The sequence below is a fragment of the Streptomyces sp. WAC 01529 genome, from assembly GCF_003945545.1.
Classification (GTDB): Bacteria; Actinomycetota; Actinomycetes; order Streptomycetales; family Streptomycetaceae; genus Streptomyces; species Streptomyces anatolicus.
Map to the genome: position 1 here is coordinate 1,249,671 of NZ_CP029617.1, position 14,195 is coordinate 1,263,865.

Sequence of the window (14,195 nt, forward strand, 5' to 3'; positions counted from 1 at the left end):
CGGGGAACCGCGCCAAGCCCCCACGCACCCGCGGGAATCAGCTGCCGTCCGGATCCGCCCGGTCGAGCGCGGGCCGCGGGGCGGGCCCCGCAACCAGCAGCTGGTCGGCGGCGGCCGTATCCGTGACCAGGCTGGTCACAAGCCCCGACCGAAGCACCGCGTCGATGGCGGCGGCCTTCCGCTGTCCGCCGGCGATGGCGACGACCTCAGGAATCCGCCGAAGCCGATCGGCTTCGACGGTGATGCACCGCTCCCCCAGGTCCCGCCCGACCCGACGCCCCTCGGCGTCGAACAGATGGGCGGACATCTCCGCGGCCACTCCCAGCGAGGCGTAATGCGCCCGCTCCTCGTCGCTGAGCATGTCGTGGACGGTGGAGATGCCCGGCTCCCAGGAGCCGATGGAGACCGCGGCGACCGTGACCTTGTCGAAGTAGTCGAAGGCGCGGGCGATCCCGGTCTGGTTGCGCAGCGCCGCCGCGGTGGCCGGGTCGGGCAGCAGCATCGGCGCGTAGATGGGGTGCGCCTCGCCGCCGGAGACCTGGGCGGCCCGGCGCACGGCCTCGACCGAGCCGCGCTCGGCGGTCCCCGCGTCGTAGACACCGGTCAGCTGCACGACCGTGCACGGCGGCAGCTGGTCGAGCGCCGCCGCCATGTGGATCGTGGAGCGCCCCCAGGCGAGGCCGAGCACATCGCCCTCGGTGACCAGCTCGCCGAGCAGGTCCGCCGCGACCTCGCCGAGGTTCTCGGGGTCGGGCGAGTCCTCGATCTCGTCGGTGGGCGCGGGCGACTCCACCACGACCGCGTGCCGCAGGCCGTACCGGGCGCGCAGCGCGTCCGAGCGCTCGGCGTCCAGCTCCGCTGGGACCCGGATCTCGATGCGTACGAGATCCCGCTCCAGGGCGGTCTCAAGGACCCGGGCCACCTTGAAGCGGCTGACGCCGAACTCCTCGGCGATCTGGATCTTGGACTTGCCCTCGAGGTAGAAGCGGCGGGCCATGGCCGCCGCCTGCACCAGCTCCGCGGGTCCCATCCGCATGGCTGACCGACCCGCCGACATGGCCGACACGGCGCTCTCCTCACTGCTGTTCACAAACTGGGTTCGCCGTTCATCCTTGCAGATCCGGCCTAGTTGATCAGCCCTGAGGGACTGCGTTCACGTTCCCGTGGTTCAGTGGTCGCATGCCCAGGCACTTGACGCGGTCTTTGCCGCCGCTTGGGCACGCAATGAACGTACCGCTTCCGCCGGATCCGTGGCGCCGTAGACCGCGGAGCCCGCGACGAAGACGTCGGCCCCGGCCTCCGCGCAGCGCTCGATGGTGTCGGCGGAGACCCCGCCGTCGACCTGCAGCCACAGCTGGAGTCCGTGCTTGCTGATCAGCTCACGGGTGCGGCGGATCTTGGGCAGCATGATGTCGAGGAACGCCTGGCCGCCGAAGCCCGGCTCGACCGTCATGATCAGCAGCATGTCCAGCTCGGGGAGCAGGTCCTCGTACGGCTCGATGGGCGTCGCCGGCTTCAGCGCCATGGAGGCGCGGGCGCCCTTGGCGCGGATCTCGCGGGCGAGGCGGACGGGGGCGGCGGCGGCCTCCGCGTGGAAGGTCACGGACCCGGCGCCCGCCTCGACGTACTGCGGGGCCCAGCGATCGGGGTCCTCGATCATCAGGTGGCAGTCCAGGGGCGTGTCCGTGGCACGGGCCAGCGACTCCACGATCGGCACGCCGAGCGTGAGGTTCGGGACGAAGTGATTGTCCATCACGTCGACGTGGAGCCAGTCGGCGCCCTCTGGGCCCGAAACGGACTCCGCCTCCTCGGCAAGGCGGGCGAAGTCGGCGGACAGGATGCTGGGATTGATCTGCACGGCCATGCCCCAAGCCTGCCATGCCCGGCGCGTATCGCCGACCGCGGTCCGAGCGGTGGTCACGGCACCTCCCGTGCCGGGATGCCGCGCGCCCCGCGCCGGCCCGCCTCGTGCGCCGCGCCGGCCCGCCTCGTGCGCCGCGCCGGACGGCGGCGTACCACCGTCCGGCGACCGCGACCGCCCCGCCGATCTCCCCCGATCCCGCCCAACTCGCGTACGTCCGCGTCGAGTTCAGGGTACGGTCACGACGGTCGGCTCAGGCGGTGCGCCTGATCAGCGCCAGATACATCGCGTCCGTCCCGTGCAGATGCGGCCACAGCTGTACGTCGGGGCCCTCGCCCAGCGCCGGGACGCCCGGCAGCAGCGGTCGCGCGTCGAGCAGTTCGCCGCCCCCGGTCTGCTTGAGGACGTCGTCGACGACCGCGCGGGTCTCGGCGAGGTGCGGCGAGCAGGTGGCGTAACCGACGACGCCGCCCACGCGCACGGACTCCAACGCCGTGCGCAGCAGGCCGCGTTGGAGCGGGGCGAAGCCCTCCAGGTCCTGCGGGCGGCGGCGCCAGCGGGCCTCCGGACGGCGGCGCAGCGCGCCGAGCCCGGTGCAGGGCACGTCCATCAGGATCCGGTCGAAGGTGCCGGGGCGCCACGGCGGGCGGGTGCCGTCGGCGGCGATGACCTGGTACGGGCCGGGGTTGCCGGCGAGCGACTGCGCGACGAGACCGGCCCGGTGCGGCTGCTTCTCGGCGGCGAGCAGCGTGGCGCCGCGCTGGGCGGCGAGCCCGGCGAGCATGGCGGCCTTGCCGCCCGGTCCCGCGCAGCCGTCGAGCCACTTCTCGTCGGGCCCCTCGACCGGGGCGTTGGCCAGGGCGAGCGCGACGAGCTGGCTGCCCTCGTCCTGCACGCCCGCGCGGCCCTCGCGCACCGCCTCGATCAGTCCGGGCTCCCCGCCCTCGGTGAGCCGCACGGCATAGGGCGACCAGCGGCCCGGCAGCGCCGAGTCCTCGCCCACGGAATCGAGCAGCTCCTCGGCGGTGGAGCGGCCGGGGCGGGCGACGAGCGTGACCTCGGGGCGTTCGTTGTCGGCTTCGAGCAGGTCCTCGATCCCGGCGCGGCCGCCGCCGAGCGAGTCCCACAGCGCCGAGACGACCCAGCGCGGGTGCGAGTGCACGATGGCGAGGTGGTCCTCGGGGTCCTCGTCGTAGGGCGGCGCGACCTTCTCCACCCAGCCGTCGAGGTCATCCCGCGCGACCTTGCGCAGCACGGCGTTGACGAACTTGGCCCGCCCGTCGCCGAGCACCACGCGCGCCAGCTCCACCGAGGCGGAGACGGCGGCGTGCGTGGGGATGCGGGTGCCGAGCAGCTGGTGCACGCCCAGGTTGAGCACGTCGAGCACCGGCGGGTCAACCTCGCGCAGCGGCCGGTCGACGCAGGCCGCCACGATCGCGTCGTACGTGCCCTGGCGGCGCAGCGTCCCGTAGACGAGCTCGGTGGCGAGCGCCGCGTCCCGCGCGTCGAACTTCTCGGGCCCCTCCTTCTCCCTGGCCTTGCGCAGCAGGGGCGGCAGGACGAGGTTCGCGTACGCGTCACGCTCGTCCACGGCCCGCAGCGCCTCGAAGGCGAGGAAGCGGACGGGGTCCTTCTGGGGCCGGCGATAGGGCTTGCCGCCCGCCTTGCCGGAGGGCTTGCGGGGAGGCCGGTTCGGCTGGTCGTTCAAAGGTGCTCCGCTGCTGGAATGGGTCGAACCTACTCAGCGTACGTCGCTGTCGCCCACGCGCTCACCGGGGGCGATCCGCACCCCGCGCGCCCAGTCCGCGCCCCGCATCGGCTTCTTGCCCTGCGGCTGGACCCAGAGCAGCTCGACGGCGTGCGAGCCGGAGCCGACGTACACGTTGTTCTTGGCGGCGGACAGCTCGCCGGGCGCGAGGTCCGTGCGGTCGGGCACGAGCGCCGCCTGGATGATCTTCAGCCGCTCGCCGCGGAAGACGGTCCAGGCACCGGGCGCGGGGGTGCAGCCGCGCACCACGCGGTCGACGCGCAGGGCGGGCGCGGCCCACTCCACCTGGGCGTCCTCGACGGTGATCTTCGGGGCGAGGGTGACGCCGTCGGCCGGCTGCGGGACCGCCTTCAGGCTGCCGTCCTCGATGCCGTCCATGGTCGCCACGAGGAGCCCCGAGCCCGCGAAGGCGAGCCGGGTGAGCAGGTCGCCGCTGGTGTCGGTGGGCCGCACCGCCTCCGTGACCGTGCCGTACACCGGCCCGGAGTCCAGCCCCTGTTCGATCAGGAACGTCGACGCGCCGGTGATCTCGTCGCCCGCCATCACCGCGTGCTGCACGGGCGCGGCACCGCGCCAGGCGGGCAGCAGCGAGAAGTGCAGATTGACCCAGCCGCGGGCCGGCACGTCCAGGGCGGCCTTGGGGAGCAGCGCGCCATAGGCGACGACGGGGCAGCAGTCGGGCCCGATCTCCCGCAGCCGGGCCAGGAACTCCTCGTCGCGCGGCTTCGCGGGCTTCAGCACCTCGATGCCGGCCTCCTGCGCGCGCTCCGCGACCGGGCTCGCCACGAGCCTGCGGCCACGGCCCGCGGGCGCGTCGGGGCGGGTCACGACGGCGGCCACCTCGTGCCGGTCGGAGGCGATCAGGGCGTCCAGCGCGGGGACGGCGACCTCGGGAGTGCCTGCGAAGACGAGCTTCACTGGGTGGTACCTCGGATCTCTGGTGGGAGCGGCGGCAGCGCACCAGTCTATGGGCCGCCTCGGGGCCCCGCCCAGGACGGTCCCGCCGGTGACTCGCGTTGACGGCCCTGGGGGCGTACGAAGTGGCGCGCGCCCCGTGCATATGCGCATACGCCCCTGCACCGTGACCCCACACGAGGTAGCGCGTTGGTCAAGAAAGAGTTGACCACAATGGGCCGCGGATGCGGCCCGATCCTTTTCAACGCCGGTTCGAGAGGCTTGTTCATGGCCGACCACGCAACCCACGACGCCCAGGCACGGGCCAGCCTGCACCTCCTGGTGCGGGACATCGAGCGGGTCCGCCGGCAGGTGGACGCGCTGCGTACGCTCACCGCCCAGCTCGGTAACGTCTACCGCCCGCGCCGCTCCAGCCCCTCAGCGGGCTTCGTCGTGTACGGGCGCGCCCCCGCCCCGACCGTCCGCCTCGCCCAGGAACTGCGGGACAGCGTCGAGACGCTGGTCACCGCGGCGGTGGACTTCGACCGCTCGCTCGGCTTCTCGTGGGACGCGGTCGGCTCGGCCCTCGGGGTCACCAAGCAGGCCGTCCACCGCCGTTACGGCGCGCGCCGGGCCACGACGCAGGCGGCGGCCGACGCGGAGCGCGCGACGGAGGTTCCGGCGCCGACCGCCACGACCACGGCGCCCCGCCCGGTCCCGGTCGGCGCCCCGCTGCCGTCCGTGCCAGCGGCCCGCACGATGCCGACGCAGCCGACCGCGGGCAGCCCCACCCTCCGCGACGACCCCAGGCCACCGGCCTTCCCCGGCCCCCGCAACGGCTGACCCGCCCCCGCCCCACCTCCTTGCGACTGCCCCCTGCCGTCGGCTCGCACCCGGCGAGGGGGCAGTCGCATGCCGACGCCCGTGGGCGCGCGCCGCCCCAACGACCGCGCCCCTGGCGGCTCCCACGAGGTGGAGGCGCTTGCCGCGAGGTGGAAGCCCGGCCTCCCCCGCCCCGCCTCAGCCGATGTCCAGCGGATCCACCCGGATCCGCACCGCCTCGGTGCCGCCCTCCCTGGCTCCCTTGGCGCCCCGGGCCATCCGCGCGGCCTGTGCGGTCTTCAGGGCAGCGGCCAGGGCGGCGCCGCTTCCCGGGGGAACCCGGATCAGCACCCGCTCCCACTGCTCGCCGACCGGCGCCGCGCCGGGGCGGCGGGCAGGGCCGGGGCCCGCGTCCCGCACCGGCACGGGACCCAACACCACCGCGTCCGGAGGCAGTTCGGCACCGGCGAGGAACCCCGCAAGCGCCTCCGGCGGCCCGGAGACCGCCGCCATCCGCGACACCGGCGGAAATCCCAGCTCGGCCCGCTCCGACAGCTCCCGCACCGCGTGCCCCACGGGGTCCCACCGCACGAGCGCCTGCACGGGCCGCAGCGTCGGCTCGGCGACGACCACCACGGTGCCGCCCGCCCCCTGGGGACGTACGAGCGACGCGGCCGCCATCCACCGCCGCAGCGCGTCCTCCCCCGCCCGCAGATCGGGCCGCCCGAGCATGGCCCAGCCGTCCAGGAGCAGCGCCGCCGCGTATCCGCCCTCGGCGACGGGCTCCGCGCCCGGTGTGCTCACCACCAGCGCGGGCGCCCCCGGCACCGTGTCAAGCACCTGCTCGCGCCCCGAGGTCCGCACCGGCACGGCCGGGAACGCCCGCCCCAGCTCCTCGGCGGTCCGCTTCGCCCCCACGACCTGCGCCCGCAGCCGGAAACCGCCGCAGGAACCGCAGTGCCACTCGGCCTCCGCCACCCCGCACCAGCCGCACCGCAGGGCCGCCCCGCCCTCCTGCGCCTCCAGCGGCCCGGCGCACCGGCGGCACCGCGCGGGCTCCCGGCACCGCTCGCACGCCAGCCGGGGCACATATCCGCGCCGCGGCACCTGCACCAGGACGGGGCCGTGCTTCAGCCCCTCCCTGACGACCTTCCAGGCCAGCGTCGGCAGCCGCGCGGCCCGCGCCGCCTCGTCCCGCGCCAGGTCCCCGTCGCCCACGGTCCGCACGAGCGGCGCGGCCCCCCGCACCTGCTCGCGGTCGGCGACGAGAGGCGCGGCCCAGCCGGTCTCGACGAGCTGTGCGGCCTCGACCGTGCAGCTCCAACTCCCCAGCAGGAAGCCGCACTTGTCCCGGGCGGCCCGCAGCTCAAGCACCTCCCGCACATGCGGGAAGGGAGCATGGTCATCGCTGTGATTGGGGTCCCCGTCGTCCCAGATGACGACGAGCCCCAGATCCCGTACGGGCGCGAACATGGCGGCCCGCGTCCCGACGACGGCCCGCACCGCCCCGCGCCGCACGGAGAGCCACTCCCGATAGCGCCGCTCCTGCCCGGCGTCGGCGGTGAGCAGCGCGTGCTGCCCCTCGCCGAGGAGTGCGGTGAGCGCGGCGTCCACGCGCGCGGCGGGCCGCCCGGTCGGCACGACGACGAGCGCCCCCCGCCCCGAGGCCAGCGTGGCCTGCACGGCGCGGGCGATCTCCTCGGCCCACTGCGGCCCGGGCAGCGCCGTCCACACCGCACGCGGCGACCCGCCCGAGGCCAGCGCCCCGACGAAGTCGGCCCCGTGCCCGTACCGCCGCCAGGTCCCGGGGTCGGGCGCGGCCGGTGGGGCCGGGGGCGCGGACGCCGCCCGCGACTCGGCCCGCCCGTGCCGCGGCGGGATCGCCAGTTGCAGCACGTCGGCGAGGCTCCCCGCATAGCGGTCGGCGACCGCACGGGCCAGTTCGAGCAGCCCGGGGTCGAGCACCGGCTCCGGGGAGACGACCTGGGCCAGAGCGGCCAGCGGCCCGGTGTACTCGCTCTCGGCCCGCCGCTCGACGATGAACCCGTCGATGAGCCCGCCGCCCTCACGCCGCCCCTCGCGCACGTTCCGCGACCCGGCGCCGAACCGCACCCGGACCCGCACCCCCGGCCTGGCGACCTCGTCCAGCTCCTCCGGGACCGCGTAGTCGAAGTACCGGTCGAGGTGGAGCACGCCCTTGTCGACGAGGACCCGCGCCACCGGCAGCTCCTTGGCCAGCGCGGCCCCCCGCCACGTCCGCGGCTTGGCCCGCGGCACCTTGGCCTTGCGCACGCTGTCCCGAATCAGCGCGAGCTGCTCGGGCTCGGGCACCCCGCCCCCGGCACCCTCGCCCGCACCCGACCCGTTCTCCCTGCTCACAGCAGCATTCCTACCAGACCGCTCTGACACCGCCGCAAGAACGGCGAAGGCCCGGCACCCCGCGAAGGGGTACCGGGCCTCAGGAGCCGGAGCGCCGGGGAGCTACAGCCCCGCCGCCTTCCGCAGCGCCTCCACGCGGTCCGTGCGCTCCCACGTGAAGTCGGGGATCGCCCGGCCGAAGTGGCCGTACGCGGCGGTCTGCGCGTAGATCGGGCGGAGCAGGTCGAGGTCGCGGATGATCGCGGCCGGACGCAGGTCGAAGACCTCGCTGATGGCGGTCTCGATCTTGTCCGTGTCGACCGTGGCCGTACCGAAGGTCTCCACGAAGAGACCGACCGGCTCGGCCTTGCCGATGGCGTACGCCACCTGGACCTCGCAGCGGGCCGCGAGGCCGGCCGCCACCACGTTCTTGGCGACCCAGCGCATCGCGTACGCCGCGGAACGGTCGACCTTCGACGGGTCCTTGCCCGAGAAGGCACCGCCGCCGTGGCGGGCCATGCCGCCGTACGTGTCGATGATGATCTTGCGGCCGGTCAGACCGGCGTCGCCCATCGGGCCGCCGATCTCGAAGCGGCCGGTGGGGTTGACCAGGAGGCGGTAGCCCTCGGTGTCCAGCTTGATGCCGTCGTCGAGGAGCGCCTTCAGCTCGGCCTCGACCACGAACTCGCGGATGTCGGGGGCGAGCAGCGAGTCCAGGTCGATGTCGCTGGCGTGCTGCGAGGAGACCACGACGGTGTCGAGACGGACGGCCTTGTCGCCGTCGTACTCGATGGTGACCTGGGTCTTGCCGTCGGGGCGCAGGTAGGGGATGGTCCCGTTCTTGCGCACCTCGGACAGGCGCCGCGAGAGGCGGTGCGCCAGGTGGATCGGGAGCGGCATCAGCTCGGGCGTCTCGTCGCAGGCGTAGCCGAACATCAGGCCCTGGTCGCCCGCGCCCTGCTTGTCCAGCTCGTCCTCATCGCCCTCGACGCGCTTCTCGTACGCCGTGTCGACGCCCTGCGCGATGTCGGGGGACTGCGAGCCGATGGAGACCGAGACGCCACAGGAGGCGCCGTCGAAGCCCTTCTTCGAGGAGTCGTAACCGATCTCGAGGATCTTGTCGCGCACGAGCTGCGCGATCGGCGCGTACGCCTTCGTCGTGACCTCGCCGGCCACGTGGACGAGGCCGGTGGTGATCAGCGTCTCCACGGCGACCCGGGACGTCGGGTCCTCCCGCAGAAGCGCGTCGAGAATGGTGTCGCTGATCTGGTCAGCGATCTTGTCGGGGTGACCCTCGGTCACAGACTCCGAGGTAAAGAGGCGCCGGGACACATCGCTCCCTGTGGTTGCAGCGGCTGCTGGCTGATCATTGGTGAACGGCCGGGAGCTGCGCCCGACGTCGTTCGAGACCAGTTTATCGGTCACACTCGTCCGCCGGACCACATGTCTCGCCACTTGGGAGCCCTGTGACCTGCGGCACTGCATTGTGCGGTACGACGATCAGTCTCCACCAGAGGGTCTCACGCCCCATTTTCACGGGTTTGAGGCCTCTGGTGGAACGAAAATGACATTGAGCACCGGCGACGGTGATCCGGTCAAGTAACGAGTCGCATTGTGGCCCAGTTCCGCCAAGAGGCGAAAGAAGGCGAAAGCCGACGCGTGCGTCAGGGAAGCCGCGCGGCGACCAGGTCCCAGACCGTGTCGGCCAGCGCCTCCTTCGGGCCGTACGGCACCGGCGTCTCGCTGCCGTCCGCGCCGAGCACCACGGCCTCGTTCTCCTCGGAGCCGAAGGTCTTGCGCTCACCGACCTCGTTGACGACCAGCAGGTCGCATCCCTTGCGGGCGAGCTTGGCCCGGCCGTTGGCGAGGACGTCGTCCGTCTCGGCGGCGAAGCCGACGACCACCTGGGCGGGGCGCGGCCTGTCCCCCGCGATCTCGGCGAGGATGTCGGGGTTGCGGACCAGGGTGAGGGGCGCCGGTTCCTGGCCGTCCTTCTTCTTGATCTTCCCGGCGGCGTACGTCTCGGGGCGGAAGTCGGCCACCGCGGCCGCCATCACGACGGCGTCGGCGTCGGCCGCCGCCTTCAGGACGGCCTCGCGCAGCTGGACGGCGGTGCCGACCGGCACCACGTCGACGCCGGCCGGGTCGGGCAGCGCGGTGTTCGCCGCGACGAGCGTGACGCGGGCACCCCGCGCCGCCGCGCTGCGGGCGAGCGCGTACCCCTGCTTGCCGGAGGAGCGGTTGCCGAGGAAGCGGACCGGGTCCAGGGGTTCCCGGGTCCCCCCGGCGCTGACCACCACATGTCGCCCCGCGAGGTCCCGCGCCAGGTCGCCGCGGGCGAGGACCCTGCGTACGACCTCGAACAGCTCGGCGGGCTCGGGGAAGCGGCCCTTGCCGGTGTCGACGCCGGTGAGCCGGCCCACCGCGGGCTCGATGACGAGGGCGCCGCGGCGCCGCAGGGTGGCGACGTTCTCCTGGGTGGCCGGGTGCTCCCACATCTCCGTGTGCATGGCCGGGGCGAAGACCACCGGACAGCGAGCGGTCAGGAGCGTGTTGGTGAGCAGGTCGTCGGCGAGGCCGTGGGCCGCCTTGGCGAGCATGTCGGCGGTGGCGGGGGCGACGATCACGAGGTCGGCCTGCTGGCCGATACGGACGTGCGGCACCTCGTGGACGTCGGACCAGACCTCGGTCGAGACCGGGTGGCCGGAGAGCGCGGACCAGGTCGCGGCGCCGACGAAGTGCAGCGCCGACGCGGTCGGCACCACACGCACGTCGTGGCCCGACTCGGTCAGCCGCCGCAGCAGCTCACACGCCTTGTAGGCGGCGATGCCACCGCTGACCCCCAGAACGACCTTGGGCTTGCTCACCCGTGCCTCCCCGCACTCGGATCTCCGCACTCGGAGACGTACGACTCCATGACACACCACAGGCCCGGCAGTCGCGCTGCCGGGCCTGTGGTGAAAGAACGGAACAACGCCTACTGGGCGGGGCCCTCGATGGCCTCGGACGTCAGCAGGCCCGCGTTGATCTCGCGGAGCGCGATCGAGAGCGGCTTCTCGTGGACGTGGGTGTCCACGAGGGGGCCGACGTACTCCAGGAGGCCCTCACCGAGCTGCGAGTAGTACGCGTTGATCTGGCGCGCGCGCTTGGCGGCGTAGATCACGAGGCTGTACTTCGAGTCGGTGGCTTCGAGCAGCTCATCAATCGGCGGGTTGATGATGCCCTCGGGCGCGGTGATGGAAGAGGACACTCTTCGCCTTCCGATGGGGTCAAGACCAGAAGGGTCAAGACAGGGGTAAAGATCAAAGAACTTTCATCAAGGCTAGCAGCTCGCGCGCCACGTCCTCGACGGAGGTGTTGACCAGGGTCGTGTCGAACTCGGCCTCGGCGGCCAGCTCGATCTTGGCGGCTGCCAGCCTGCGCTCGATCACCTCGGGCGCCTCGGTCCCCCGGCCGGTGAGCCGGCGGACCAGCTCGTCCCAGCTCGGCGGGGCGAGGAAGACCAGCTGCGCCTCGGGCATCGACTCGCGCACCAGGCGCGCGCCCTGGAGGTCGATCTCCAGGAGGACGGGCTCGCCCGCCTCCAGGCGCTCGATCACCGCGCGGCGCGGGGTGCCGTAGCGGTTGCCCGCGAACTCGGCCCACTCCAGCAGCTCGCCGTTGGCGATGAGCTTGTCCATCTCGTCGTCGGAGACGAAGAAGTACTGGACACCGTGCTTCTCACCGGGGCGCGGCTTGCGCGTGGTGGCCGAGACGGAGAGCCAGACCTCGGGGTGTTCCTTGCGCATATGGGCGACGACCGTGCTCTTGCCGACCCCGGAGGGGCCGGAGAGCACGGTCAGCCGCGGACGTACGTCCGGGGGTACGGGGGTCGTCCCCCGGGATGTTGCAGCCATGCAGCGATTATCCAGGTTCTCAGGAGTGCCTGAGAACGTCAGGCAGCGCCACCGCCGAACTCGCGCTCAAGAGACGCGATCTGGTTGGAGCCGAGACCGCGCACACGGCGGCTCTCGGAGATGCCAAGACGCTCCATGATCTGCTTGGCGCGGACCTTGCCCACGCCCGGCAGGGACTCCAGGAGGGCGGAGACCTTCATCTTGCCGATGACATCGTTCTCCTGGCCCTGCTTGATGACCTCGTGAAGCGAGGCACCGGAGTGCTTGAGTCGATTCTTGACCTCGGCCCGCTCCCGGCGAGCCGCGGCGGCCTTTTCGAGCGCGGCTGCGCGCTGTTCAGGGGTAAGGGGCGGAAGAGCCACGCCTACGTCACCTCGGATGTCGAACTGTCGGATACGGACCGGTGAGGAACCTAGTCGCCCCACACCTGGGGAGCAACGTGCAACGCGCTCGCCCGTTGACTCCCTCGGAGACTAGCGGCCATGGCCGCTGGAGTCAGCGAGAACAGACGAAAAGTCCTGGTCAGCCTCTGTCGAGCCGTACATATCGGGCAATTCGCCCGCTATTTTGGCTGGTGAACAGTCGGCGGGACCCGCGCGCGGGTCCCGCCACCCCGCTCAGGCCGCTTCGGCGGCCGCCCGGATCTCGTCCGCGAAGCGCTCCGCGGCCTCCCGCAGGCCCGCGGCGTCGGGTCCGAACCGCAGGACGCCCCGGCTGACGCTCGGCACCACGTTGCGCACGGCCGCGCCGAAGACGCCCGGCAGATCGGCCGGGGTCGCGCCCTGCGCGCCGATGCCGGGGGCGAGCAGCGGGCCGTTGATGTCGAGGTCGTACGACGAGAGGTCGCCGAGCGTCGCGCCGACGACCGCGCCGAAGGAGCCCAGGGGCTCCTGTCCGGCGTTCTCGGCGGCGAGGTGGCCGAGGACGGTGGCCGCGACCGTACGGCCGTCCTCGCGGAGCGCGTGCTGCACCTCGGCGCCCTCGGGGTTGGAGGTGAGGGCGAGCACGAAGAGTCCGGCGCCGTTCTCGCGCGCGAGTTCCACGGCCGGCTTCAGCGAGCCGTAGCCGAGGTAGGGCGAGACCGTGAGGGCGTCGCTGAACAGCGGCGAGTCCTTGTGCAGGAAGGCCTCGGCGTACGCGGCCATGGTCGAGCCGATGTCGCCGCGCTTGGCGTCCATGACGACCAGGGCACCGGCCTCGCGCAGCTCCGCGACGGCCTTCTCCAGCACGGCGACGCCCCGCGAGCCGAAGCGCTCGAAGAAGGCGCTCTGCGGCTTGAAGACGGCGACGGTCCCGGCCAGCGCCTCGACGACGGTCCGGGTGAACCGCTCCAGGCCCGCGATGTCGTCGTTCAGGTCCCACGCGGACAGCAGCGAGGCGTGCGGGTCGATGCCGACGCAGAGCGGGCCGCGCTCGTCCATGGCGCGGCGCAGGCGCGTGCCGAACGGGTCGAGGGCACTCATGCGGACTTCCTCACGTCGGCGCCGACGGCGTCGGCGAGGGTGGCGTACGGGCTCGTGCGCAGGCGTGCGGCGAGGCCCTTGTGGATCGCGCGGGCCCAGAACGGCCCTTCGTAGATGAAGGCGCTGTAGCCCTGCACCAGGGTGGCGCCCGCCAGGATGCGCTGCCAGGCGTCCTCGGCGTTCTCGATGCCGCCGACGCCCACGAGCGTGATGCGGTCGCCCACGCGCGCGTAGAGGCGGCGCAGGACCTCCAGGGAGCGCGCCTTGAGGGGCGCTCCGGAGAGTCCGCCGACCTCCTCGATCAGCAGGGGCGGGGAGTGCAGCCCGAGGCTCTCGCGCGCGATGGTCGTGTTCGTGGCGATGATGCCGTCCAGGCCGAGTTCGACGGCGAGGTCCGCGACGGCGTCGATGTCCTCGTCCGCGAGGTCGGGGGCGATCTTCACCAGGAGCGGTACGCGACGGCCCTCGACGCTGCGGTCGGCGGCCTCGCGCACGGCGGTCAGCAGGGGCCGCAGCGACTCGGTGGCCTGGAGGTTGCGCAGGCCCGGGGTGTTCGGGGACGAGACGTTGACGACCAGGTAGTCGGCGTGGCGGGCCAGGCGCTCGGTCGACTTCACGTAGTCGGCGGCGGCCTCCTCCTCGGGGACGACCTTGGTCTTGCCGATGTTGACGCCCACGACGGTCTTGAAGACGGGCCTGCGCGAGGCCAGGCGCTCGGCGACGGCGGCCGAACCGTCGTTGTTGAAGCCCATGCGGTTGATCAGCGCGCGGTCGGGGACGAGGCGGAACAGCCGCTTCTTGGGGTTGCCGGGCTGCGGCTCCCCGGTGACCGTGCCGATCTCGATGTGGTCGAAGCCGAGCATCGACATGCCGTCGATCGCGACGGCGTTCTTGTCGAAGCCCGCGGCGAGCCCGAAGGGCCCGTGCATCCGCAGCCCGAAGGCCTCGGTGCGCAGCTCCTTGTGGCGGGGGGCGAGGGCGGCCGCGACGAAGGTGCGCAGGACCGGGACGCGGGCCGCGAGGCGGATCCAGCGGAAGGCCATGTAGTGGGCCTGCTCGGGGTCCATGCGCTGGAAGACGAGGTTGAAGAAGAGCTTGTACATGTTCGATGTCCTCAGAAAGGGCCTCACGAA

The 14,195-nt window shown here is 73.0% G+C and carries 13 protein-coding genes; 1 reads left to right on the forward strand and 12 read right to left on the reverse strand.

Going from position 1 to position 14,195, the window contains the following annotated elements:
* Positions 1–37: 37 nt before the first annotated feature.
* The 4 genes from DMA15_RS05580 to fmt form a co-directional block, all read right to left on the reverse strand.
* Positions 38–1,090: a sugar-binding domain-containing protein gene (locus DMA15_RS05580; protein WP_125511539.1), complete on the reverse strand. Its 1,053-nt coding sequence runs from the start codon at positions 1,088–1,090 to the stop codon at positions 38–40.
* 78 nt (positions 1,091–1,168) lie between these two features.
* On the reverse strand, positions 1,169–1,864 hold the full coding sequence (gene rpe, locus DMA15_RS05585) for a ribulose-phosphate 3-epimerase (RefSeq protein ID WP_125511540.1): 696 nt from the start codon (positions 1,862–1,864) through the stop codon (positions 1,169–1,171).
* 250 nt (positions 1,865–2,114) lie between these two features.
* Positions 2,115–3,569 carry a transcription antitermination factor NusB gene (locus DMA15_RS05590; protein ID WP_125511541.1) on the reverse strand — a complete coding sequence of 485 codons (1,455 nt, stop codon included), beginning with the start codon at positions 3,567–3,569 and terminating at the stop codon, positions 2,115–2,117.
* Positions 3,570–3,602: 33 nt separating this feature from the next.
* The gene (gene fmt / locus DMA15_RS05595; RefSeq protein WP_125511542.1) at positions 3,603–4,547 is read right to left on the reverse strand and encodes a methionyl-tRNA formyltransferase; all 945 of its coding nucleotides are present in this window, start codon (positions 4,545–4,547) and stop codon (positions 3,603–3,605) included.
* 264 nt (positions 4,548–4,811) lie between these two features.
* On the opposite strand from fmt, the gene DMA15_RS05600 reads away from it, so the two are divergent.
* Entirely contained in the window at positions 4,812–5,366 is a 555-nt protein-coding gene (locus tag DMA15_RS05600) for a hypothetical protein (protein ID WP_125511543.1), read from the forward strand.
* 177 nt (positions 5,367–5,543) lie between these two features.
* Here the strand turns inward: DMA15_RS05600 and DMA15_RS05605 are convergent, their stop codons facing one another.
* The 8 genes from DMA15_RS05605 to DMA15_RS05640 all read right to left on the reverse strand — a co-directional run bounded on the left by DMA15_RS05605 (position 5,544) and on the right by DMA15_RS05640 (position 14,165).
* Positions 5,544–7,724 (reverse strand): primosomal protein N', encoded by a 2,181-nt coding sequence (locus DMA15_RS05605; RefSeq protein WP_125511544.1) that lies wholly within the window; start codon positions 7,722–7,724, stop codon positions 5,544–5,546.
* Positions 7,725–7,826: 102 nt separating this feature from the next.
* A complete protein-coding gene (metK, locus tag DMA15_RS05610) occupies positions 7,827–9,035 on the reverse strand; it encodes a methionine adenosyltransferase (protein ID WP_125511545.1) in 1,209 nt (402 codons plus the stop codon).
* A gap of 332 nt (positions 9,036–9,367) precedes the next feature.
* On the reverse strand, positions 9,368–10,570 hold the full coding sequence (coaBC, locus tag DMA15_RS05615; RefSeq protein WP_125511546.1) for a bifunctional phosphopantothenoylcysteine decarboxylase/phosphopantothenate--cysteine ligase CoaBC: 1,203 nt from the start codon (positions 10,568–10,570) through the stop codon (positions 9,368–9,370).
* Positions 10,571–10,680: 110 nt separating this feature from the next.
* Positions 10,681–10,953: a DNA-directed RNA polymerase subunit omega gene (gene rpoZ / locus DMA15_RS05620; RefSeq protein ID WP_005319902.1), complete on the reverse strand. Its 273-nt coding sequence runs from the start codon at positions 10,951–10,953 to the stop codon at positions 10,681–10,683.
* A gap of 52 nt (positions 10,954–11,005) precedes the next feature.
* A complete protein-coding gene (gmk, locus tag DMA15_RS05625; RefSeq protein ID WP_125511547.1) occupies positions 11,006–11,599 on the reverse strand; it encodes a guanylate kinase in 594 nt (197 codons plus the stop codon).
* A 38-nt stretch (positions 11,600–11,637) separates the two neighbouring features.
* Entirely contained in the window at positions 11,638–11,961 is a 324-nt protein-coding gene (locus tag DMA15_RS05630; protein ID WP_005319887.1) for an integration host factor, read from the reverse strand.
* A gap of 255 nt (positions 11,962–12,216) precedes the next feature.
* On the reverse strand, positions 12,217–13,062 hold the full coding sequence (pyrF, locus tag DMA15_RS05635; RefSeq protein WP_125511548.1) for an orotidine-5'-phosphate decarboxylase: 846 nt from the start codon (positions 13,060–13,062) through the stop codon (positions 12,217–12,219).
* Positions 13,059–14,165 carry a quinone-dependent dihydroorotate dehydrogenase gene (locus DMA15_RS05640; RefSeq protein WP_125511549.1) on the reverse strand — a complete coding sequence of 369 codons (1,107 nt, stop codon included), beginning with the start codon at positions 14,163–14,165 and terminating at the stop codon, positions 13,059–13,061. The genes pyrF and DMA15_RS05640 overlap by 4 nt, the downstream gene beginning before the upstream one ends.
* Positions 14,166–14,195 lie beyond the last annotated feature (30 nt).

Excerpts from the sequence above, each read along its gene's own strand:
- DMA15_RS05600 (WP_125511543.1), top strand. The coding sequence starts at position 4,812 with ATGGCCGACCACGCAACCCACGACGCCCAGGCACGGGCCAGCCTGCAC.
- gmk (WP_125511547.1), bottom strand. The coding sequence starts at position 11,599 with ATGGCTGCAACATCCCGGGGGACGACCCCCGTACCCCCGGACGTACGT.
- rpe (WP_125511540.1), bottom strand. The coding sequence starts at position 1,864 with ATGGCCGTGCAGATCAATCCCAGCATCCTGTCCGCCGACTTCGCCCGC.
- pyrF (WP_125511548.1), bottom strand. The coding sequence starts at position 13,062 with ATGAGTGCCCTCGACCCGTTCGGCACGCGCCTGCGCCGCGCCATGGAC.
- DMA15_RS05640 (WP_125511549.1), bottom strand. The coding sequence starts at position 14,165 with ATGTACAAGCTCTTCTTCAACCTCGTCTTCCAGCGCATGGACCCCGAG.